Consider the following 20,390-nt stretch of genomic DNA (forward strand, 5'->3'; position numbering starts at 1 on the left):
ATGCGGTCGGCCCAAAAACTATGGCGCGAAATTAGCGCCTGCTGTCAACGATACGAAGAAGATGGCTGGCAAGTACAACCATTTCCTGCGCTTCCGTGGCATCGTTTATCGTAACTGTACGATGTGAATGCGGATTCTTATATGATCCTATTGCACCAGCGAAGAAGTGCGCAAGTGCCTCTCGTTCTGCCTCCGGCTGGTTTAGGTCGGAGAGAGGTCCCGTAACCTTATCGAAGGCTTTGCGCATTAATGCAGTACCAACATCGGTGTCTGCAAAATGCCCTGCATCCCGTACCGCGATTTCAACAGCTCGGAATCCCTTGAAGACAGCCGTCTCTAAGTCGCCGCGAACAATATCCAACCAAACCTCATCAGCAATTTGAGGATGTAGCAAAGACTTCGGGAACCCAACGCTGCGGGCGTAAGTTTTGAAGCTCGCGCTTGCTAAAATGGCCTGAGCACGGCGACTCAATAGCATCCAGCCGTTATTTGCATTTATGCCCGGTTGCGGCACAAGAAGGCCATGCATTATTAGCCAGTTCCACGCCTCGGCCAATGCCAATTCTGCTTCGCTTCGACGATGCTGAGGGTATCCATCGTTTGTAGCTGGATGGCCGGTTATATCTGACGCGATGGCTTGCTGGTGAATTACATTATTCTGGTTGCGTTCTTGAGCGAGTTGGAGGATGACTTCAGCTAGCTCCTCTGGGGCCAGTGCGAGAAGCACATCGACATCTGGAATTAATGAGGTTAGGTTAGCCATGTTATTTTAACTCCGATGTAAAAGTAACTGCGACAGCACACTATGGGATGGAATACATTTTCCCACCGCTAGAACAATTCGGTGCAGATTTGCTTGAGCCGCACAGGATTGTCTTGAATGTATTTCGAAGTCATCGACACGCTCGCATGCCCAAGCAACGTAGATACGGCCTTGATGTCCACACCACGCTCTATGAGCCGTGTTGCGAACGAGCGTCTACCGCTGTGACTTGACGCGCCCTGCAACTTCGCGTCCTGATACATGCGGTGGAATAGCTGCTGCAAGCTGTTCGGCGTAAACGAGCTGCCTTTCTGCGACTTGAACAGTGGCGCTTCAATGTTGAACAGGATGCCTTCGCGTTCTTGTCGGTCGTCGATAAAATCGCGGATGGCAGCGATCACACGAGGATTGGTCAGGTAGGCATGGCGCTGCTTGCTGCCTTTCGTCATGTTTCCGGTGAGGTTGATTTCGTCCAGTATACTGCCATCGATGCCGAGCACATGCTTGATCTTGAGCGCGGCCATTTCCTTCGCACGTAGGCCGAGGCCAAATGAACAGTAGAGCAGTGCGACGTTTCGCTTGGCGTGCGCCTTCTTCTTGACCATGTTGACTACGCGGGAGAATTCCCGTTCGCTAAGCACACGTGCTTGACCTTCCCTCATAGGTTCACCTCAGAATGTTTAGGTATTGTCAAAATGCAATACTTTTAAACCATTCTATCCAGCCCTTTGAGCTTCGTACATCGCAAGAGTGGCACCGGTGGCCACAATGTTTACTAATTGCATTTCGTAAACATTATCTCATTCACTTGCAAACAGGAAGTAATTGATAGATGGATACTGAAATTGCGTAGTGACAAGCTTTTATGCTAATGTGGCTTACCTCCAGTAGGATAATGCCGCCAATACTTCTGAGAAAATTATGCACATTGATACTGTTACTCTTCAGGGCTATCGAAACTTTAAAAATGCAGATATAAAGTTAAATCGTAAGACTTTAATAATCGGCGGAAACGACGTGGGAAAAACTAATTTCACGTATGCCCTTCGTCTCTTATTGGATAAGAGTCTTTCCGAACTAGACATTGAGCCCTCGGAGCTTGATTTTCATATCAATGCAGATGGTACAACTGATAAAGAACTAAAAATAACAATTAAATTTAGTGATGTTAAGGAAGATGCTGTTTTGTCACAGCTAGTGGGAAAAGTCAGTGACGATGGTGAAACATATTTTTGCTATAGCGCCACTAAGGACGCGTTGGACTACAAGCTTTACATTGGCAGAGATCTTGAAAATCTAGAAGAGGTAAATTCTAGATATTATCTTAAGCACTTGAATTTAAAATATGTAAATTCTCAACGAGATCTGGCTAAATTTATTCAAAGCGAAAAAAAACACCTTTTGCGCCTTTCTCAAGAGAAGCGTAGTGAAGATGAAGAAAAGGCAGATAATTCCGTTTTGTCGCGCGTGAGCGCATCCTTGTTGGGCATCAATAAGAGAATCAGAAAACTGAATTATGTGGCTGCTGCGACAAGTGATGTAAACGCAGAACTTAAGGCTATGGCCTATCATAATTCCCCTTATTCTGTTCAACTCGACACAGGAGCTATAGAAGTAGAGCAGTTTGTGGAGAAATTGGAGTTAGCTGCGAGTTCGAATGGTGCACGTATGATGCTGGGTGGGGATGGGCGTAATAATCAAATATTGCTTGCCTTATGGAAGGCAAAGAGTGTCAGGGAGCACGATAGCGAAAATGAGGTGGTTATCTACTGCGTTGAAGAGCCCGAAGCACATCTTCATCCGCATCAGCAACGCAAGCTTGCATCTTATTTAGGAGAGAAGCTTCCTGGGCAATCTATCGTAACTACGCATTCTCCTCAAATTGCATCGAACTTCTCGCCTGATTCAATAATTAGACTGCTGACAAAAAATGCTTCTACCTTTGCGGCTAGTGGCGGATGTTCAGATTGTATAGATGCTGCATGGGATGATATGGGTTACCGTATTAGTATCCTACCGGCAGAAGCATTCTTCGCCAGCGTGGTTTTCCTTGTAGAGGGACCATCCGAACTTTTGTTTTATAGAACATTAGCCAAGAAGCTAAAGATCGATCTTGATTATTTTAACATTTCTATACTTTCGGTGGATGGTGTTCAATTTGAGGTTTATTCGAAAATTTTAAACGCAATGGAAATTCCTTGGGTCTTGCGTACGGATAATGATATTTCAAATATCTCCACTGGCCCGAGAGCTTCTCCGATCATGAAACGTCAGCTCGCAGGGTTTAATAGGTGTTTGTCTTTAATAGGGAAGCCAAAAATTGAACATAAGCCTATGCCTTATGATTCCCAAAGCAGTATCAACGATGGTACGTGGAAATTGGTATCTGACTTAGTTAATCCAGACGGTCTATTTTTGTCAAAAATCGACTTAGAAACCGACCTCGGGATTGAATTGCCGTTAGAGTTGACAACATTCAAGGGGCCTAATTTAGCTGATGCTATAAGCTATTTGCAAGATCAGAAAGCGGTTCGTATGAGAGAGTTTTTATCTCAACACTCGGCCTCCTTGGAAAAAATAGGTACTGGGGAGTTAGCTCGACCTCTGCACTATTGCGTTGCTAAAGCGATTGCGGTGCTGTAATGAAAAAATTTATTCCCACCGTAGAACAACAGGCAGTTTTGAATTACCACGACCACATGGTAATCACTGCTTGCCCGGGTAGCGGCAAAACAGCCGTTGTAGCCGAAAAGGTTAGAGCGATATTACCTTTACTTCCTGACTATAAGGGAGTCGCAGCTATATCTTATACCAAAAAAGCAAGTGCAGAGTTAAAGAGGAGGTGTAGTGCTGACGGCATCGATACCAAAAAGTCGTTTTTCGGAACTATAGATTCTTTTTCGGCTTCCGAAATCGTAATTCCATTTTTGGGGCATTTATCTGATAAGACCCCTCAGGAAATAGAGGTCAAGTTTTTTGAATCATTAAGCGACGCTGGTAAAGAAGTGTTCGATGATGTTTCAATAAAAGAGCTTGCGGTGGACGACGTCGGATTGCTGCTGGATAGATTGATTAAGCTTTATCTTGGCGGGGTGCTTGTTATGGAAACAATAGGCGTCCTTGCTGTTTATATTTTAGATAATTCCGAGGCTTGCAGGAGATATCTTAAGTCAAGATATTCAGCACTTTTCATTGACGAATATCAAGATTCTGGTAATCCACAACATGAACTTTTCGTACGATTTAAGAGTTTAGGTATTGTCTCCGTCGCCGTAGGAGATGTAGATCAATCAATATTCTCTTTTTCGCATCGTGACCCTAAGTACATTAAAGCTTTATGTGAAGCTGGTAGCGGTTATAAGCATCTCAGTTTAACTATTAATCATAGATGCCATCCCTCGATCGTGAACTATGCGAATCGCCTGTTAAACGATCAATGCGTCTTGTTGCCAGTAGATGATATAAGGGTTTATAGGAGAAGTGTAACCGGCACTCAAATAGAAGCTGTGCAGTGGATCAATCAGGTCCTTCCTGATATGAAAAAATCCTTTGGAGTAGTTCATAACCGTGAGGTTGGGATTTTAGTTAGGAACTCCAATACAGCAGCAATTGCAGCTAATCAATTGACCTGTCCATCAAGGCTTTTTGGCGATAACGACTTGACCCGTACGCCATCTTTAATGTCAAATTTCTTTGGTGCGCTTTTGAATTTCCGATTCGATAACAGAATAACAGTGCAGTCAATAATTGATGAATTCTTGAGGCGGCGAGTAAAAAGAGATTATCTTCCAATTTTGAGAAAATCAATACAAAATTGTCGAAAATGTGGATTGGATATTTTTTCTGAGGCGGCGGCTATTGCAGCTGAGAACTTGTTTTTGGGTAAGCCTGCCCAATCTGTTTCTAACAATCTCTCTGATGTTTTGGCTAGTGCGGATGACTTAAGGTATTTTGAACCAATTAAGGACGATGAGGTTCAAGTAATGACCTTGCATAAGTCAAAAGGATTAGAGTTCAAAATTGTATTTCATTTGGATCTCTATGACTGGGTTCTGCCAAGACGTGTTTTTCTCCAAGGTAACTTCGATGTTATATATGAAAATGAGCAGGAGTGCCTCAATTTGCACTACGTAGGGGTGACTAGGGCTCAAGAAGCATGCGTACTTTTAACGTCGACGCGAAGATTGAACTTCTCTAACGAGAACAAAGCTGGCAATCCATCTCAGTTTTATGATCGGCCAGGTCTTCAAGGACTCTTTCAATAGAGACCGATCTGTAAATGAAAAATTTTTTGACTAACAGCATTATGAGGCTAGGTATCAAAAATTAAGGAGCAATGGCTGGGTGAGCTGGTTCTGTAGCAGAGAAACGGAATTTACTAGCTTCGAGATATTCTTCAATTAACTCAGAGCCAATCCATGTCCTTCCCAGCTTTTCGGCGACTGCGCCAGTTGTATTAGAGCCTGCGAATGGATCAAGTACCAGCTCACCTTCATCAGTCAGCAGTTTAATAAAAAATTCCGGCAGAACTGCGGGGAATCGGGCAGGATGAATCTTGCTATCGGTTTCCTTGCACATTTTAGTGTAAGGATCATTGGCTGCATTATTCCCCGCGATTAGCATTTCGTTTGCAATCTCGTCTTCCAGCACGTTTGACGGAATAGAGCCGCCGGCGGATATTTTGTCAAAGGACGCATTGATTGCATGACCCGACGGACGGGTTGTCGTTTTGACCCCCTTTTTCGCCAGCCTGAGCATGTCTGCGCCGTAAGGACGTAGAACCTTTCGATTGTTTGCCTTCGGGAACGGAGTCTTCGAAAGCCACCACACGTGTTCGACTGAGTCCTTAATTCTAACGCGGCGGACAGTGACCCATTCAGCGGGAACCGGCATCTTTGCTGGGTTGTACCAATAGCATTCTTGGGCAAGGTGGAAGCCGATTTCTTCCACAAGAGCAATCATAAGTTTGTAATGATAAAGAGATCGGGTTGGAGAGCCGGGATTCCAGCTTCCGCCAATGTTCAAAACAAAGCTGCCGTCATCAGCCAAGACACGCATTATTTCCCGAGCGAACGGAAGAAACCACTCGACATAGTCAGCCTTACTAGCATTCCCATATTCTTTCTTGAAATGGAGTGCGTACGGAGGCGATGTAAAGACGAGATTTACAGAATTATCCGGAAGTGCACGCAAGGTTTCCAATGAGTCACCAAGGTACGCGGCGCCCGCGCTAGTACGATAAAACGGGTGCGAGTTAGGCAAGAGCAGTTCTGGATGTTGCGCTTGTGCGTCGAGAGATACGGTCGTAGCGAGATCAGCAGGGATATTCATTGGGGAGAGGCAAGTGCTATCATGTAGTTTACTGGCAATTATATCTCAAAAATACCTTGACAACGTCAAACAATTATTCGCCTCTTGAGCTAGATCTCGCAGACTGGATCACTCAAGCCGACGCAGCGCGGCTTCGCAATGTAACTCGACAGGCTATTGCTCATCTAGTCAGTACGGGGCGTTTGCGTACCTTAAGCGTAGGGGGGCGTCTATTCGTAAACCGATCAGAAGTGCTTGCCTTTGAGCCAAGTGCTCCTGGGCGGCCGCGTGGAGAAAACTGAATGGATAGTACAAAGTTACAACAAGTTCGCGAGCTTATTAGCGGATTTTCGGACGCTGAAAAGGATGCTCTTTTCAGCGATTTACGAGAGGGCCGTGTGATCCATGAGTTTGAAAATGTGATTGGTGCTCCTGCAGAGATGATTTTAGAAGCAGTACATACTGCTCCAGAACTGACTCGGCGTATGCTTCGCGGAGTGATTGCTGATGCTGCATTCCGCACGAATGCAGTTGAGCCATTGAAGAATCAGGGATGGGTTGATGTGACACCTGAAGGCAACTTCGCTTACGACTACAAATTGGAGGATGCAGCTGGCCCAGTCACTGTTCAAGTTAAGTTGCAACGAAGTGCAAAGGGGGCTCCAGTTGTGAGATCGGGAGCCGCTTTTGGCATGGAGGGCGAGGTCTTCGTAACGGAGACACAAAAAACGAGAACTGGGAACGACGGCGATGAGAAAACACGGCCATACCGCTATGGAGAGTTCGATATCCTAGCGGTATCCATGCAGCCGTCAACTGGTCAGTGGAATCGGTATATGTACACGGTTGGGCGATGGCTGATCGAAGGGAAGTCACCCAATGAAATGGCTACCATTCAGCCTGTTGCAAAGACAGCTAATGAGTTTTGGACAGACGACTTCAATGTAGCAGCTAGCTGGCTGCGTGCCGACGATCAAGCGAAGCGCATGACTGTTTCTAAAGTCAGCCGCAAGAAATCCTAGATTTTGTAGGCGATGCGGACTTAATGTTTCGCATCTATCCTTACGCGAACTTGTGCTTTTTTGGGCAAGTCTCGCGGATGTATTAGAGTCGAGTTGGCTCGACAGTTTTTTATCGCCTCTTTCTAATCGGAAAGTTGCAGCCGGCGGCGCATTCGTATCGCCGCCCTTGCAGGTATAGTCGCGATTAGATTTCGATGATCTGGTGAACGATCGCTTGCACTTCACCCGGATTCTTCTTCAATAGCGCGGCAAAGCGCGAAACGATCAGGCGGTTTTTCTTCGTCTCGATCTTGTTGATTTCACGCACAGCAGCCAAGTCCAAAGGCTTACCCGGCTTGATGTTTTCGATAGTGCTTTTGACCAGTTCGTTTCGCTGGGTATCGAGGGCTTTGATCGCTTCACGCAGTTCTGCTGCCGCGTCTTTTTGCTGCGAGGACGCAGCGCCTTGCGCCGCGTCGCCTGCGGCGTCGGCTTGCCCGGTCTTTTTATCCAGACTGAGGGTTGGTTTTTTGTCAGCAGTGGCATTCATAAAAAATCTCCTGTCTTATTTGTCAAATCGACAATAGAATTTTATCCAGCATTTTCAAAATCGTACATTGGTTTATTGCTTTTTGGCACTTTTTTGCTTCGCTTGCCAGACTTCTGGCCGGTGATAACCCTTTCCTCTAATCAGTAAATACTAGAGGTCTGGAGTTATCACCGGTGACGGAAACAGCTTCTGGATGAGTTGGCCGCACAGTTGAGCTAGATCCAGCGTATCTATCGGCGTCAAACTGTATTCCCCATGTGCAGACGCATTGCGGAGTTCCGGTATCAATGTGATCAGTCCTTCGTCGAAGCCTTGTAGCCAATCTTTCTCAAAGGCAAATTCAAGCAGTTTCTTGAGGCCAGGCTCCGATTTGTACTTGCTCGGTGGCCGCGTAGTATCGTTTTTCCATCGCGTCATCAGTGCAAACTCTACCGCGATCAAAGCCTGTGTAAGAGCCACGGATAACAATGAGAACTGCAAATGGGAATAGATCAGCAGATGCTGTGCTTGCTGAAACTGAACCAGTACGCGCTCTGGGACGTCCTCGCTTAGCGTCATCTCTTCTACGATCTGATAGAGCTTCGGAAGACTTACCCGAAAGAATGCCCAGCGGCCATCAGCCTCTGTCAGCGTTTCGAACGATTTGAGTGGTTCCATCAGTTAGCTCGGAGAAATTGCTTTAGCTCGATTTTCAAGTACCTGTCCGAGTACGCCGATGTTTTCAGCCTGCGTATGGACGTTGGCCGTAATATCCGTACCCGGTGTTTCGAAGTGAAGTATTTCAGGATTTTCGTTGTTCGGCTTGATCATCCTTATGGAGGCTGTGCGTGAAATCATGGTGAAGAATCGTTCGTCAGGATTTGGCGTCGTTTTCAATTCAACCGCGATACGTTCAGTAACCTCTTCCTGCGTATGTCCCTTGGAGAGTAAGTGCTTTCTATATGCCGCGACGAATTTGGTTTTGTCGATATAACCACCGGGATACATCGCAATCCTTCCCACTATTCGTTTCACTTGCTGACTGAGTTCCGAACGCAAGTCGTACAACTCATCGCCAGATAGTTCGCTCATCCGGGTCACGAGATCGTCAATGGTTGCACGTACCGACGCAATATCGATTTTTGCGCTTGCTGCTCGTTCATACCTATTTTGCACAGTTCGCAATTCAGCTTCGACGTGCGTTCGTTGCTGTTCGAGCTGGCGAGCGCGTGCCTCAAATTGTTGAACCATGAGGCCGGACTCGATGGCCGTCATGATGTTCGCTTCCTTCTTCGAAATATCTTCGATGGATGCTTTGAGCAGTGTGATCTGTTCAGCTAGTGCCGTGATTTTTGATGTGGCGGCGTCGTCTAGCTGGAGGAAATGTTCAACGTCTAATCCTTGACAGTAGGTCAGTACGCTTTTCTCGAAGTACGGATACTCCCACGGCACGTAGAGGCAATCTTTGCCGCCTTTTGCATGGGAACAAACAAGTAATTTGCTGCGAGGTCCGTTATGCCCCTTGTTCAGGTAAACCATTGGGCCTTGGCAGTATCCGCACCGCAAAAGGCCAGAGAATAAATTCGATAATCCCACACCTTTTCGACCAGCGCTTCCCGTTTTTCGTGACTGCACGGCGGACGACGCGAGCAAAAACACCTCATCGGAAATGATGCGCGGATAATAATTCAGGAATGGCTCACCTTCAGGCACACGCTTCCCGTCCACTACGATGTGAGGCTGAAACTCGCCAAGCACTGCTCGGTTACTCAGAATTTTCTTGATGTAAGAAACATGCCACATATTCTTAGCTCGCGCTCCGAACGTCGGCACGCCATTTTCGTTTAAACGCTTTGCAATGGTTGCAGCTCCAATGCCGTTACGCGTCCAATCGAAAATGTCCTGAACCAATTTCGTCTTGTGTGGCACGGCGATGTATTCACTGCGAGTATCGTTCAGCTCGAGCCACCCCGGCGCTGATGCTGTCAGCTTAACCTTGTCGGCGTTTGCGCGTTTATTGGCCCATGCCTCTTTGATTCGCTTACTCTTCATCAGCGATTCTTCGTGGGCGCGGGACATGATCGCGATAGATATGATGATATCGGTGAACTGCTTATCCGCTTTCTCTTTGCTGTATTCCATGCCGTCGGCCAAGGTGACCAGTTTGATCCCCTGATTGATGATCCGCATGAAGATTTCTAGTGCGTCAGTAATCTTCGCTCTGGATATACGGTCGAGCGATTCGACGAGCAAATATGAGCCGACAGGTACTATGCCTGACTCAACCGCTTTTAAGAAGGCGCCGAGTTGGCCATCGCGGATATTCGATTTGTCGAAGGCGGAAACACCTAGATCGCGGTAGGTAAGGCGTTCGTCAAGGATGAGGCCGTGAGTCTCGGCATAGGCCAAGGACAATTCAGCTTGACGTCGGAATGAGTCGCCATTCTGCTGTTCAGGGGTGGAAAAACGGATGTAGGAGTATGCTTTTGGTGGACTGGACACAACGAGGTAAGACAGGTTTTTAACAGGGTTTAATATAACATAAGAGTAAAACAATATGTCCCATATGGCCCTATTTTGGTGGGGTTAATTGGCCCGATGGTTAGCACAGAATGATTGCCGGCCGCCGCCACTTCCAGCGCGCGCTTGACGAACAGTTGTCCTTTGACGTCGGCGAAGTCGGGATATTCTTGCGGCAGCACCACCGGTGCGGTCTCATGGCGCGACAACATGGTTTCTACCGATTTGCCGGCAAAGTGGCGGCAGACTTCCAGCAGCGATGCGGCGGGATAAATGGCGGCGTTCGATACCAGCGCCGCTTCGTCTGCATTGGCCATGGGCAGGATGAACGCCAGGCAGCCGCCGTCGCGGCGGGTGGCCAGCGACATCGCCAGGGCGCCGCGGATAGCGCGCAGTTCGCCGGACAGCGACAGCTCGCCGGCAAATTCATACTGATGCAGGCGGCGCGAGGGAATTTGCTTGGAAGCAGCCAGGATGCCGAGCGCGATCGGCAGGTCGAAACGGCCGGATTCCTTGGGCAGGTCGGCGGGCGCCAGGTTGACGGTGATGCGTTGGGCGGGAAATTCAAAGCCGCCATTCTGGATGGCGGCGCGGACCCGGTCCTTGGCTTCTTTGACTTCGGTATCCGCCAGGCCGACGATGGTGAAGGCCGGCAGCCCGTTCGCCAGATGCACTTCGACGCTGACTTCCTGCGCCTCCATGCCGGCCAGGGCGCGGCTTTTCAGTATGGCAAGGATAGACATGACCGGGGGCTGGACGAGAAGAACCAACCGCCAGCGTAATCCGGCCCCCGGCCGGCTAGCTTGCGCTAGGCCAAACCATCTAGTATTTTCTGTGACAACATTTATCTTTTACTACAATTGGAGGAGTGAATGGCGACTATTGACGCTGCGGTTCCCGCGCAAAGCGAATTTGCTGATTGGCTGAGCAGGCTGCATGACTTTCTGTTAAAGGCTGGGAAAATCGCCGGTCTAATCGGAGCTTGCTGCGGATTTATTTATCTGCTTGCTTTTACCATGCAAACCGGCATCCCGTTTCCGCTTGAGCTGAACGTCTTGCCGACCACTTTATTAATCGTAGGGCTAACATCATTGGTTGCGTCTTTTATTGTCATTGCCGGGATGCTGATTCCTGCAATGACGGTGGACGACTTCGACTTCACCGGCGGGTACTTTAAAGCGTTTGACCAGCCCACTGCGATGGGGCGCCACCGTCTTAAACGCTACCTTCGGTGTACATGGATTCCGATGGCGCTCGCATTGGCGGGCTTGCTGCTTATCACCGGTATCATCGGTAAGCGATGGGAGGTGAGGGTACTCGGCTTACTTCTTACCGCGGTCTCCGCTGGCTGGGTATTCTTTACTCCTAGAATCCTTGGAAGATTCGAAGACAAACGCTTGCCGTATTTTTTCGCAACCTTCGGCCAGATTGCCATGTCAGCACTGGCGTATCTGCTGACGATCATCGTTTTCGGCATGATGTTTCCTGAAACCGGGCAGTGGCCATCCTGGCTCGGCGGGTTAGTGACCCTGCTGGTGTTTTCTCCCATTCATGCACTGGTTTCGATACCAATTTCAAAAGGCGGAAGTGGCGCCATTCTCCAGCCGCCGTACTATAAGCGAGAGACGATTCCCGCCATGCGGGTCGCATTATTCCTTGCTGCGACCTGGACAATCAGCTCTGTCATCCTGCCGCAAATGACTAGCAAGGTAGGCGGTGCGGCCTTACGTGTATTTCATGTTGGCGGCGGCTTGCCAGTTCAAATTTGCTTGAAAAGCAAACCTGCGGACAGCATAGCCAAACGCTTGGGATTTGGTGTGGATGACTGCTCGCTGCAACTTTCAATGCAGCTCGATATAGGAGACCGCTTTTACGTCTCCCTACTGGGTGAGTCGCCGGGGGAACCGGTGTATTTCAGACAGGACGATATTCGTCAAAAAATTTACTTCAAGCCCGCCAGTAAAAAATAAGGCGCAGCAGCCCCCGCGGCGCTGGGCCGCCAGCGGGGCTTACCGTCTGCATTTAGGGGTTGGCCTTGCCTTCCAGCTCGGCCAGGCGGCTTTCCAGCGCTTCCAGCTTGGCGCGGGTCTTGGCCAGCACCTGGGTCTGGATGTCGAATTCCTCGCGGGTCACCAGGTCCAGCTTGGAAAAACCTTGCGTCATCATGGACTTGACGTTCTTCTCAATGTCCTTTGCTGGTGAATTTTCGATGGCTTGGCTGATCTTGTTTTGCAAGTCATTAAAAAAAGTGTTCATATCCATAATATTCCTTGATCTAGTGGGTCTGTCGTTGCACCATCACGGTGCGACTCGGCGTCAATGTGGTGCGAAACCGCCGAAATCCCGCTGGCCGCTCGTCAGCATTCTCACTTTGGGGTGAGCGGGGCCATTATCAACCATGATACGCCACCTGTTTGCTGAACAACATTAGCTGGCACACATTCTGCTAAAGAAGCCATGAATGCTTTCATCGCTTCGCTTAACAAGGATTTTAAACCGCAACTGCTAATCAAGTTCAACTCACTAGGAAAAACAATTATGAAAATGGCCCAGAACTTTACCCTGATTGCTGCGTTGACCTTAGCATTCGCGTCCATGGCGCGCGCCGAAGAAGCGACACCCGCTCCTGAAGCAAAACCAGATAACGAAGTCAGCTTTAACGCTGCCGTTGTCAACGATTACCGCTACCGCGGCGTATCGCAAACGCATCTCGACCCGGCCTTACAAGGCGGCGCAGATTACGTGAACAACCCGACCGGTCTGTACGTCGGCACCTGGCTGTCGAGCATCAAATGGATCAAGGACGGCGGCGGCGACGGCAGCGTCGAGTGGGATATCTACGCCGGCAAGCGCGGCGCCATCACCGATTCGATCAGCTACGACGTCGGCGGCCTGTACTACTTTTACCCGTCCAACAAGCTGCATCCGAGCGCCAATACCTTCGAGCTGTACGGCCAGCTGTCGTTCGGCCCGGCGTCGATCAAGTATTCGCAGTCGACCACCAATCTGTTCGGCTTTGCCGACTCCAAGAATTCGGGCTATGTCGATGCCCAGCTGAACCAGGAAATCTCCGATGGCTACACGTTGAATCTGCACGTCGGCCACCAGAATGTAAAAAATAACGGCGCCTCCAGCTACACCGACTACAAGGTAGGCCTGACCAAAGATTTCGGCGTATTTAGTGTGGCATTGGCGGCGGTCCGTGCCGACACGAATGCATACGTCGGAAACGGGAAGAACCTGGGTAAAACCGGCGCCATCCTGACCATTTCCAAAACCTTCTAAGCGAGGCCAGTATGAAAATGATTACCGCCATTATCAAGCCGTTCAAGCTTGACGAGGTGCGTGAAGCCCTGTCGGCGATTAACGTGCAGGGCATTACCGTGACCGAAGTGAAAGGCTTCGGTCGCCAGAAGGGCCACACCGAGCTGTATCGCGGTGCCGAATATGTCGTGGACTTCCTGCCGAAGACCAAGATCGAAGCGGCAGTCGACGACGCGGTCGTCGAGCAGGCCATTGAAGCGATTGAAGGCGCTGCCCGCACCGGCAAGATTGGTGACGGCAAAATCTTCGTGACCAACCTGGAACAAGTGATCCGCATTCGTACCGGTGAAACCGGCAACGAAGCTCTCTAAGAGGATGATGAGAATGAAGAAAACTATAACAAGCGTGCTGGCTGGGGTCTCCATCCTGTTTGCATTGGCCGCACCTGTGCACGCCCAGGACGCCAAACCGGCGGATGCGCCTGTCGCTGCGGCTGCCGCCTCGGCGCCAGCACCGGCCGCCGCACCAGCGCCTGCCGCTGCCGCACCGGCTGAAGCCGCGCCAGCTGCTGCCGCGCCAGCCGCCGCCGCACCGACCCCGCAGAAGGGCGACACCGCCTGGATGATGGTCTCGACGCTGCTGGTGATCCTGATGACGATTCCTGGCCTGGCGCTGTTCTACGGCGGCCTGGTCCGTTCCAAGAACATGCTGTCGGTGCTGATGCAAGTATTCATGGTGTTCGCGCTGATCATCGTGCTGTGGTGCATCTACGGTTACTCGCTGGCGTTCACCGAAGGCAATGCGTTCTTCGGCAACCTGCATGACCGCACCTTCCTGAACAATATCTGGGATCCGGTCAAAGGCACGTTCGCCTACGCCGCCACCTTCAGCAAAGGCGTCGTCATTCCCGAGTTCGTGTACGTGGCGTTCCAGGGTACTTTCGCCGCCATCACCTGCGGCCTGATCATCGGCGCCTTCGCCGAGCGCGCCAAGTTCACCGCCGTGCTGGCGTTCATCGTGATCTGGTTCACCTTCGCTTACCTGCCAATGGCGCACATGGTCTGGTTCTGGACCGGCCCGGACGCGATCAAGGACGCCGCCACGCTGGCGTCGGAAACCGCCAAAGGCGGCTTCCTGTTCCAGAAAGGCGCGCTCGACTTCGCCGGCGGCACCGTGGTGCACATCAACGCCGCAGTTGCCGGCCTGGTCGGTGCTTTCATGATCGGCAAACGCGTCGGCTACGGCCGCGAATCGATGGCCCCGCACTCGGTCACCATGACCATGATCGGCGCCTCGCTGCTGTGGGTGGGCTGGTTCGGTTTCAACGCCGGCTCGGCGCTGGAAGCTGCTGACATCGCCGGCCTGGCGTTCATCAACACCCTGCTGGCAACCGCCGCCGCGACCGTGGCCTGGGTCTTCGCCGAATGGATTTTCAAAGGCAAACCATCGATGCTGGGCGGTGCTTCGGGTGCGGTGGCAGGTCTGGTCGCCATCACCCCGGCCTGCGGTTTCGTCGGTCCAATGGGCGCACTGATCATCGGCCTGCTGGCTGGCGTGGTCTGCCTGTGGGGCGTGAACGGCCTGAAACGCCTGCTGGGCGCCGATGACTCGCTGGACGTGTTCGGCGTGCACGGCGTCGGCGGTATCCTGGGCGCGATCCTGACCGGTGTGTTCGCTGCACCGTCGCTGGGCGGCCAGGGCGTATTCGACTATGTTGCCAACAAGGCATCGGCTGACTACTCGATCTCGTCGCAAGTGATCGTGCAGGCGACCGGCGTCGGCGTGACCATCCTGTGGTCCGGCATCGTGTCGATCATCGCTTACAAGCTGGTGGACATCGTTATCGGTCTGCGCGTTCCGGAAGAAGAAGAACGCGAAGGTCTGGACATCACCACCCACGGCGAGTCGGCATATCACTCCTAAACCCATTCTTAATTAACAAGTTTTCATCAAAAAGCGCCCTGCGGGGCGCTTTTTTTATTTCCAGCCTTTAAAATGATGTTTTTGCCCTCATTTGGCATAGTCCGCACGGTAATAAGGAAGTAATAACATGGTTCCCCACCTCGTCACGGCCCTGAGCGGACCACTGCTCGACCTGGAAGAAAAAATCCTGGCCGCCACTCCCGCAATCGAACGCTGGTTCCGCCTGGAATGGCAGGAGCATACGCCGCCGTTTTATTGCTCGGTTGATATGAGGAATGCCGGCTACAAGCTGGCGCCGGTGGATACCAACCTGTTCCCCGGCGGCTTCAATATGCTGGCCACCGAGATGCTGCCGTTGTCGGTGCAGGCCGCCATGGCCGCGATCGACAAGTATTGCCCGGACGCGCGCAACCTGTTGCTGATCCCCGAAGTGACGCAGCGCCACCCGACCTACTGGCAGAACGTGGCCCGGCTGATGCAGATTTTCCGCCAGACCGGCCTGCATGTGCGGCTCGGTTCGCTGTCGCCGGAGGTCACCGCGCCGACGCCGATCGCTCTGCCGGATGGCAATATGCTGGTGGTCGAGCCGCTGGTGCGCTCGCCGAACGGCCGCCGCGTCGGCCTGAAAGACTTCGATCCATGCACGATTCTGCTGAATAACGACCTGTCGGCCGGCATTCCGGAGATCCTGCAGAACATCCACGAGCAGAGCCTGCTGCCGCCGCTGCACGCCGGCTGGGCGCTGCGCCGCAAGAGCAATCACCTGAACGCCTATGACGAGGTGTGTAAGAAGTTCGGCAAGCTGATCGGCGTCGATCCGTGGATGCTGAACCCGCTGCACGCCAAGTGCGACGCCGTCAATTTCCGCACCGGCGAGGGCTACGACTGCCTGGCCGCAAACATCGACACGCTGCTGGCCAAGATCAAGAAGAAGTACAAGGAATACGGCATGAAGGAGCAGAAGCCCTTCGTGATCGTCAAGCCGGACGCCGGCACCTACGGCACCAGCATCCTGACCATCAAGGATTCCAGCGAGATCAAGGACCTGACCCAGGCCCAGCGCGACAAGATGATCGTCATCAAGGATGGCAAGGAAGTGACCGACTTCATCATCCAGGAAGGCGTGCCGACGTTCGAGAGCATCCGCGAGGCGGTGGCCGAGCCGGTGGTGTACATGATCGACCGTTATGTGGTGGGTGGCTTCTACCGCATCCACGCCGAGAAGGGGATCGACCAGAACCTGAACGCGCCCGGTTCTCAGTACGTGCCGCTGGCGTTCGCGCAGCAGCACGCGGTGCCGGACCTTAAGGCTAAGCCGGGCACGGCGGCGCCGAACCGCTTCTATGTGTACGGCGTGGTGGCGCGGCTGGCGCTGCTGGCGGCGTCGCTCGAAATGGAACGCACCGACCCGAATCCGGAGGTCTACTGAGCGGTTTGCGGATCTCGGCTAAAATCAGGCATTAACTCTACTGGATGCACCCATGAAAATCGCTTTCCTCGCCGATCCGCTGTCGACCTTCAAGACCTACAAGGATTCCACCTACGCCATGATGGTGGAGGCGAACCAGCGCGGCCATGAGGTGTACGCCTTCCAGCAGAAAGACATGGCGGTCGAGCAGGGCGTGGTCACGGCGCGCGTGCAGCGCATCAGCTTTACCGGCGATCCGAAAGACTGGTACCGCGCCGCCGATCCGGTGGAAACCAATCTCGGCGAGTTCGACGCCATCCTGCAGCGCAAGGATCCGCCGTTCGACATGGAATACGTCTACAGCACCTACCTGCTGGAGCTGGCCGAGAAGCAGGGCGCCAAGGTGTTCAACAAGCCGTCCGCCATCCGCGACCACAATGAAAAGGTCGCCATCACCCAGTTCAGCGAATTCACCTCGCCGACGCTGGTGACCGGCGACGAAGCGCGCATCCGCGCCTTCCAGAAGCAGCACGGCGACATCATCCTCAAGCCGCTGGACGGCATGGGCGGCGCCGGCATCTTCCGCATCGGTGCCGACGGCATGAACCTGGGCTCGGTCATCGAGACGCTGACCGGCAACGGCAAGTACACCATCATGGCCCAGCGCTTCATTCCGGCCATCGACAAGGGCGACAAGCGCATCCTGGTGATCAACGGCAAACCGGTGCCGTTCTCGCTGGCGCGCATCCCGCAAAACGGCGAAGTGCGCGGCAATCTGGCGGCCGGCGGCATCGGCGTGGCGCAGCCGCTGACCGAGCGGGACTTTGAAATCGCCAATGCGCTGGGACCGATTCTGGCCGCCCGCGGCCTGTTACTGGTAGGATTAGATGTTATCGGTGATTTCCTGACGGAAGTAAACGTCACCAGCCCGACCTGCTTCCAGGAGATTACCCAGCAGGCCGGCTTCCCGGTGGCGGCCACTTTCATCGATGCGGTGGAAGCGGCGGCAGCGGGGAAATAAGTCTCCGGTGACAAGAAAATTCTAATCCTGACTGGCGGTTTAACAATATGGTAGGCATACTACTTATGACGCACGCGCCACTGGGGCAAGCCTTTCTTGCGGCTTGCGCCCACGTGTTCCGTGGTCCCACCGAGCACCTGGAAGCGATCGATGTGATCGCCGACCAGGACCTCGGCGAAGTCCAGGACCTGGCGGCGGCGGCCATCAAGCGTCTCGACGATGGCGATGGCGTGCTGGTGATCACCGACGTCAAAGGTGGCACCCCCGCCAACTGCTGCAACCGGCTGGCCGACGCGGGCCGGGTGGAGGTGATTGCAGGCATCAGTTTGCCGATGCTGCTGCGCGCCATCACCTACCGCCGCGACACGCTGGATGTGGTGGTCGAGATGGCCCTGGCCGGCGCGCAAAGTGGAGCCGTGCGCGTCGACAACCGGATCCGCGTCGGGGAAACCTGACGATTTTTTGCAATGCGCATTGATTGAGACAAAACAAAAATGATTCAGCAAGAACTCGAAATTATTAACAAGCTTGGTTTGCATGCGCGCGCCTCCGCCAAATTTACCCAACTGGCAGCAAAATACAAAAGCGATGTCTGGCTGACCCGCAACGCCCGCCGTATCAACGCCAAGTCCATCATGGGCGTGATGATGCTGGCCGCCGGCAAGGGCGCCAAGGTGCTGCTGGAAGCCGACGGCGACGATGAAGCCGATTGCGTCGCCGCCTTGAGCGCGCTGGTCAACGACAAGTTCGGCGAAGGCGAGTAATGGGGGCGGAGCGCAGCCGACCCCGTTTCCCCGCAGGCCCGCCGATGGCCTCGTTCACCTTGCATGGCATTCCGGTGTCGCGCGGCATCGCGATCGGCCGCGCACACCTGATGGCGCCGGCGGCGCTGGACGTCAAGCACTACCTGGTGGCCGAGGAGCAGGTCGAGGCCGAAGTCTCCCGCTTGCAGCAGGCGCTGGCCGCCGTCCACAAGGAACTGCAAACGCTGTGGAATGAACTGCCCAAGGACGCCCCCACCGAGCTGGGCGCGTTCATCGATGTGCATGCGCTGATCCTGTCCGATCCGATGATTTCGGAAGCGCCGCTGGACATCATCCGCGCCCGCCACTATAACGCCGAATGGGCGCTGCTGACCCAGATCGATGAGCTGTCGGCGCAGTTTGACGAAATCGAAGATCCCTACCTGCGCGAGCGCAAGGCCGATATTCAGCAGGTGGCCGAACGGGTGCTGAAGGTGCTGCTCGGCACCGAGCGCTCGCTGCCCGAGCCGGCGCCGACCGGCGACGATGAATACCAGCCGCAGATGATCATCGTGGCCCACGATATTTCGCCGGCCGACATGCTGCAGTTCCGCGACCGCTCCTTCATCGGTTTCGTTACCGACGTCGGCGGCCAGAACTCGCACACGGCCATTGTCGCCCGCTCGCTGGATATTCCGGCGGCGGTCGGCATGTCCGGCGCCTCGACCCTGATCGAGCAGGACGACTGGCTGATCATCGACGGCGAAGCCGGCGTGGTGATCGCCAATCCGAGCGCGCTGATCCTGAACCAGTACCGCGAACGCCAGGGCGCCGCCGCCCGCGCGCGTAAGAAGCTGCAGAAGCTGAAGAAGACCCCGGCCATCACTAAGGACGGCACCGAGATCACGCTGCTGGCCAATATCGAGCTGCCGGACGATTGCCCGGCCGCGCTGGAAGCCGGCGCCAATGGCGTGGGCCTGTTCCGCTCCGAATTCCTGTTCATGGGCCGCAACAACAAGATCCCGTCGGAAGAAGAGCAGTTCGAGCAGTACAAGAAAGCGGTCACCGCCATGAAGGGGCGGCCGGTCACCATCCGCACGCTGGACATCGGCGCCGACAAGCCGCTCGACCAGAGCGAGCAGACCGCATTGAACCCGGCGCTGGGCCTGCGGGCGATCCGCTACTGCCTGGCCGAGCCGCAGATTTTCCTGACCCAGCTGCGGGCGATTTTGCGCGCGTCGGCGTTCGGCAAGGTGCGCATTCTGATTCCGATGCTGGCGCACGCCTTCGAGATCGACCAGTCGCTGGCGATGATTGCCCAGGCCAAGGCCGAACTGCGCGAGCAGGGCGTCAAGTTCGACGACGAGGTCGATGTCGGCGCCATGATCGAAATTCCGGCGGCGGCCCTGGCGCTGCCGATGTTCGTCAAGCGCATGGACTTCCTGTCGATCGGCACCAATGACCTGATCCAGTACACGCTGGCGATCGACCGGGTTGATTATGAAGTCGCACACCTTTACAATCCGCTGCATCCGGCTGTGCTGCAATTGATCTCGATGACGATTGCGGCCGGGCATAAAGCCGGGATCGACGTCGCCGTGTGCGGCGAAATGGCGGGCGATGTCAAATTGACGCGTCTGCTGCTGGGCATGGGATTGCGCGAGTTTTCGATGCATCCGGCCCAACTGCTGTCGGTCAAGCAGGAAATCCTGAACAGCGATCTTGCGCGCATCTTGCCGCAAACCCGCAAGATCATGCGCTCGATGGAACCCAACGTGATTGCAGACGCGGTCGAACAATTACAGTTGATGTGAACTGGCGGGACCCACCATTCGCGGTCCCGCCCTGATAGATGGCCCGTGGGGCCGCCCCCAAACTACAATCAAAACAATGTCATCCCTCGGATAC

19 protein-coding genes and 1 pseudogene are annotated in these 20,390 nt (G+C 53.3%); 12 read left to right on the top strand and 8 right to left on the bottom strand.

Going from position 1 to position 20,390, the window contains the following annotated elements:
- Positions 1-31: 31 nt before the first annotated feature.
- Entirely contained in the window at positions 32-763 is a 732-nt protein-coding gene (locus tag HH213_RS14940) for a TIGR02391 family protein (RefSeq protein ID WP_169112740.1), read from the bottom strand.
- Positions 764-831: 68 nt separating this feature from the next.
- Complete coding sequence (locus HH213_RS14945) at positions 832-1,368, bottom strand: tyrosine-type recombinase/integrase (protein ID WP_217363437.1); 537 nt, start codon at positions 1,366-1,368, stop codon at positions 832-834.
- Between the two features lie 316 nt (positions 1,369-1,684).
- Between HH213_RS14945 and HH213_RS14950 the strand changes: the two genes are divergently transcribed.
- Entirely contained in the window at positions 1,685-3,406 is a 1,722-nt protein-coding gene (locus tag HH213_RS14950) for an ATP-dependent nuclease (protein WP_169112742.1), read from the top strand.
- Positions 3,406-5,028 carry a UvrD-helicase domain-containing protein gene (locus HH213_RS14955; protein ID WP_169112743.1) on the top strand — a complete coding sequence of 541 codons (1,623 nt, stop codon included), beginning with the start codon at positions 3,406-3,408 and terminating at the stop codon, positions 5,026-5,028. The genes HH213_RS14950 and HH213_RS14955 overlap by 1 nt, the downstream gene beginning before the upstream one ends.
- A gap of 61 nt (positions 5,029-5,089) precedes the next feature.
- Here the strand turns inward: HH213_RS14955 and HH213_RS14960 are convergent, their stop codons facing one another.
- Complete coding sequence (locus tag HH213_RS14960; protein WP_169112744.1) at positions 5,090-6,094, bottom strand: DNA-methyltransferase; 1,005 nt, start codon at positions 6,092-6,094, stop codon at positions 5,090-5,092.
- Between the two features lie 281 nt (positions 6,095-6,375).
- Here HH213_RS14960 and HH213_RS14965 point away from each other — a divergent pair, with 281 nt between their 5' ends.
- On the top strand, positions 6,376-7,095 hold the full coding sequence (locus HH213_RS14965) for a hypothetical protein (protein ID WP_169112745.1): 720 nt from the start codon (positions 6,376-6,378) through the stop codon (positions 7,093-7,095).
- 184 nt (positions 7,096-7,279) lie between these two features.
- Here the strand turns inward: HH213_RS14965 and HH213_RS14970 are convergent, their stop codons facing one another.
- The 4 genes and pseudogenes from HH213_RS14970 to HH213_RS14985 all read right to left on the bottom strand — a co-directional run.
- Positions 7,280-7,624, bottom strand: coding sequence for a hypothetical protein (locus HH213_RS14970; RefSeq protein ID WP_169112746.1), 345 nt, complete (start codon positions 7,622-7,624; stop codon positions 7,280-7,282).
- A gap of 150 nt (positions 7,625-7,774) precedes the next feature.
- Positions 7,775-8,281, bottom strand: coding sequence for a hypothetical protein (locus HH213_RS14975; RefSeq protein WP_169112747.1), 507 nt, complete (start codon positions 8,279-8,281; stop codon positions 7,775-7,777).
- 3 nt (positions 8,282-8,284) lie between these two features.
- The gene (locus HH213_RS14980; RefSeq protein ID WP_229263471.1) at positions 8,285-10,105 is read right to left on the bottom strand and encodes a recombinase family protein; all 1,821 of its coding nucleotides are present in this window, start codon (positions 10,103-10,105) and stop codon (positions 8,285-8,287) included.
- 89 nt (positions 10,106-10,194) lie between these two features.
- Positions 10,195-10,866: pseudogene (locus HH213_RS14985) on the bottom strand (magnesium chelatase domain-containing protein); the annotation flags it as partial.
- A gap of 129 nt (positions 10,867-10,995) precedes the next feature.
- Here HH213_RS14985 and HH213_RS14990 point away from each other — a divergent pair.
- Positions 10,996-12,093, top strand: coding sequence for a hypothetical protein (locus HH213_RS14990; RefSeq protein ID WP_169112749.1), 1,098 nt, complete (start codon positions 10,996-10,998; stop codon positions 12,091-12,093).
- A gap of 52 nt (positions 12,094-12,145) precedes the next feature.
- Here HH213_RS14990 and HH213_RS14995 read toward each other — a convergent pair whose 3' ends face one another.
- The gene (locus HH213_RS14995; protein ID WP_169112750.1) at positions 12,146-12,385 is read right to left on the bottom strand and encodes an accessory factor UbiK family protein; all 240 of its coding nucleotides are present in this window, start codon (positions 12,383-12,385) and stop codon (positions 12,146-12,148) included.
- A gap of 276 nt (positions 12,386-12,661) precedes the next feature.
- Here HH213_RS14995 and HH213_RS15000 point away from each other — a divergent pair, with 276 nt between their 5' ends.
- The 8 genes from HH213_RS15000 to ptsP all read left to right on the top strand — a co-directional run bounded on the left by HH213_RS15000 (position 12,662) and on the right by ptsP (position 20,296).
- Positions 12,662-13,408, top strand: coding sequence for a TorF family putative porin (locus HH213_RS15000; protein ID WP_174864414.1), 747 nt, complete (start codon positions 12,662-12,664; stop codon positions 13,406-13,408).
- An 11-nt stretch (positions 13,409-13,419) separates the two neighbouring features.
- Positions 13,420-13,758, top strand: coding sequence for a P-II family nitrogen regulator (locus tag HH213_RS15005; RefSeq protein WP_090187216.1), 339 nt, complete (start codon positions 13,420-13,422; stop codon positions 13,756-13,758).
- A 13-nt stretch (positions 13,759-13,771) separates the two neighbouring features.
- Positions 13,772-15,310 (top strand): ammonium transporter, encoded by a 1,539-nt coding sequence (locus HH213_RS15010; protein ID WP_110847506.1) that lies wholly within the window; start codon positions 13,772-13,774, stop codon positions 15,308-15,310.
- A gap of 127 nt (positions 15,311-15,437) precedes the next feature.
- The gene (gshA, locus tag HH213_RS15015) at positions 15,438-16,739 is read left to right on the top strand and encodes a glutamate--cysteine ligase (protein WP_110847505.1); all 1,302 of its coding nucleotides are present in this window, start codon (positions 15,438-15,440) and stop codon (positions 16,737-16,739) included.
- A gap of 52 nt (positions 16,740-16,791) precedes the next feature.
- Complete coding sequence (gene gshB / locus HH213_RS15020) at positions 16,792-17,739, top strand: glutathione synthase (RefSeq protein WP_169112751.1); 948 nt, start codon at positions 16,792-16,794, stop codon at positions 17,737-17,739.
- Positions 17,740-17,786: 47 nt separating this feature from the next.
- A complete protein-coding gene (locus tag HH213_RS15025; RefSeq protein ID WP_110847503.1) occupies positions 17,787-18,194 on the top strand; it encodes a PTS sugar transporter subunit IIA in 408 nt (135 codons plus the stop codon).
- Between the two features lie 39 nt (positions 18,195-18,233).
- The gene (locus HH213_RS15030; RefSeq protein WP_110847502.1) at positions 18,234-18,503 is read left to right on the top strand and encodes an HPr family phosphocarrier protein; all 270 of its coding nucleotides are present in this window, start codon (positions 18,234-18,236) and stop codon (positions 18,501-18,503) included.
- 44 nt (positions 18,504-18,547) lie between these two features.
- Positions 18,548-20,296: a phosphoenolpyruvate--protein phosphotransferase gene (gene ptsP, locus HH213_RS15035; RefSeq protein WP_169112752.1), complete on the top strand. Its 1,749-nt coding sequence runs from the start codon at positions 18,548-18,550 to the stop codon at positions 20,294-20,296.
- Positions 20,297-20,390: the final 94 nt, after the last annotated feature.

Source organism: Duganella dendranthematis, assembly GCF_012849375.1.
In the GTDB taxonomy this organism is placed as follows: Bacteria; Pseudomonadota; Gammaproteobacteria; order Burkholderiales; family Burkholderiaceae_D; genus Rugamonas; species Rugamonas dendranthematis.

Excerpts from the sequence above, each read along its gene's own strand:
- HH213_RS14940 (WP_169112740.1), bottom strand. The coding sequence starts at position 763 with ATGGCTAACCTAACCTCATTAATTCCAGATGTCGATGTGCTTCTCGCA.
- HH213_RS14945 (WP_217363437.1), bottom strand. The coding sequence starts at position 1,368 with ATGGTCAAGAAGAAGGCGCACGCCAAGCGAAACGTCGCACTGCTCTAC.
- HH213_RS14950 (WP_169112742.1), top strand. The coding sequence starts at position 1,685 with ATGCACATTGATACTGTTACTCTTCAGGGCTATCGAAACTTTAAAAAT.
- HH213_RS14955 (WP_169112743.1), top strand. The coding sequence starts at position 3,406 with ATGAAAAAATTTATTCCCACCGTAGAACAACAGGCAGTTTTGAATTAC.
- HH213_RS14960 (WP_169112744.1), bottom strand. The coding sequence starts at position 6,094 with ATGAATATCCCTGCTGATCTCGCTACGACCGTATCTCTCGACGCACAA.
- HH213_RS14965 (WP_169112745.1), top strand. The coding sequence starts at position 6,376 with ATGGATAGTACAAAGTTACAACAAGTTCGCGAGCTTATTAGCGGATTT.
- HH213_RS14970 (WP_169112746.1), bottom strand. The coding sequence starts at position 7,624 with ATGAATGCCACTGCTGACAAAAAACCAACCCTCAGTCTGGATAAAAAG.
- HH213_RS14975 (WP_169112747.1), bottom strand. The coding sequence starts at position 8,281 with ATGGAACCACTCAAATCGTTCGAAACGCTGACAGAGGCTGATGGCCGC.
- HH213_RS14990 (WP_169112749.1), top strand. The coding sequence starts at position 10,996 with ATGGCGACTATTGACGCTGCGGTTCCCGCGCAAAGCGAATTTGCTGAT.
- HH213_RS14995 (WP_169112750.1), bottom strand. The coding sequence starts at position 12,385 with ATGGATATGAACACTTTTTTTAATGACTTGCAAAACAAGATCAGCCAA.
- HH213_RS15000 (WP_174864414.1), top strand. The coding sequence starts at position 12,662 with ATGAAAATGGCCCAGAACTTTACCCTGATTGCTGCGTTGACCTTAGCA.
- HH213_RS15005 (WP_090187216.1), top strand. The coding sequence starts at position 13,420 with ATGAAAATGATTACCGCCATTATCAAGCCGTTCAAGCTTGACGAGGTG.
- HH213_RS15010 (WP_110847506.1), top strand. The coding sequence starts at position 13,772 with ATGAAGAAAACTATAACAAGCGTGCTGGCTGGGGTCTCCATCCTGTTT.
- gshA (WP_110847505.1), top strand. The coding sequence starts at position 15,438 with ATGGTTCCCCACCTCGTCACGGCCCTGAGCGGACCACTGCTCGACCTG.
- gshB (WP_169112751.1), top strand. The coding sequence starts at position 16,792 with ATGAAAATCGCTTTCCTCGCCGATCCGCTGTCGACCTTCAAGACCTAC.
- HH213_RS15025 (WP_110847503.1), top strand. The coding sequence starts at position 17,787 with ATGGTAGGCATACTACTTATGACGCACGCGCCACTGGGGCAAGCCTTT.
- HH213_RS15030 (WP_110847502.1), top strand. The coding sequence starts at position 18,234 with ATGATTCAGCAAGAACTCGAAATTATTAACAAGCTTGGTTTGCATGCG.
- ptsP (WP_169112752.1), top strand. The coding sequence starts at position 18,548 with ATGGCCTCGTTCACCTTGCATGGCATTCCGGTGTCGCGCGGCATCGCG.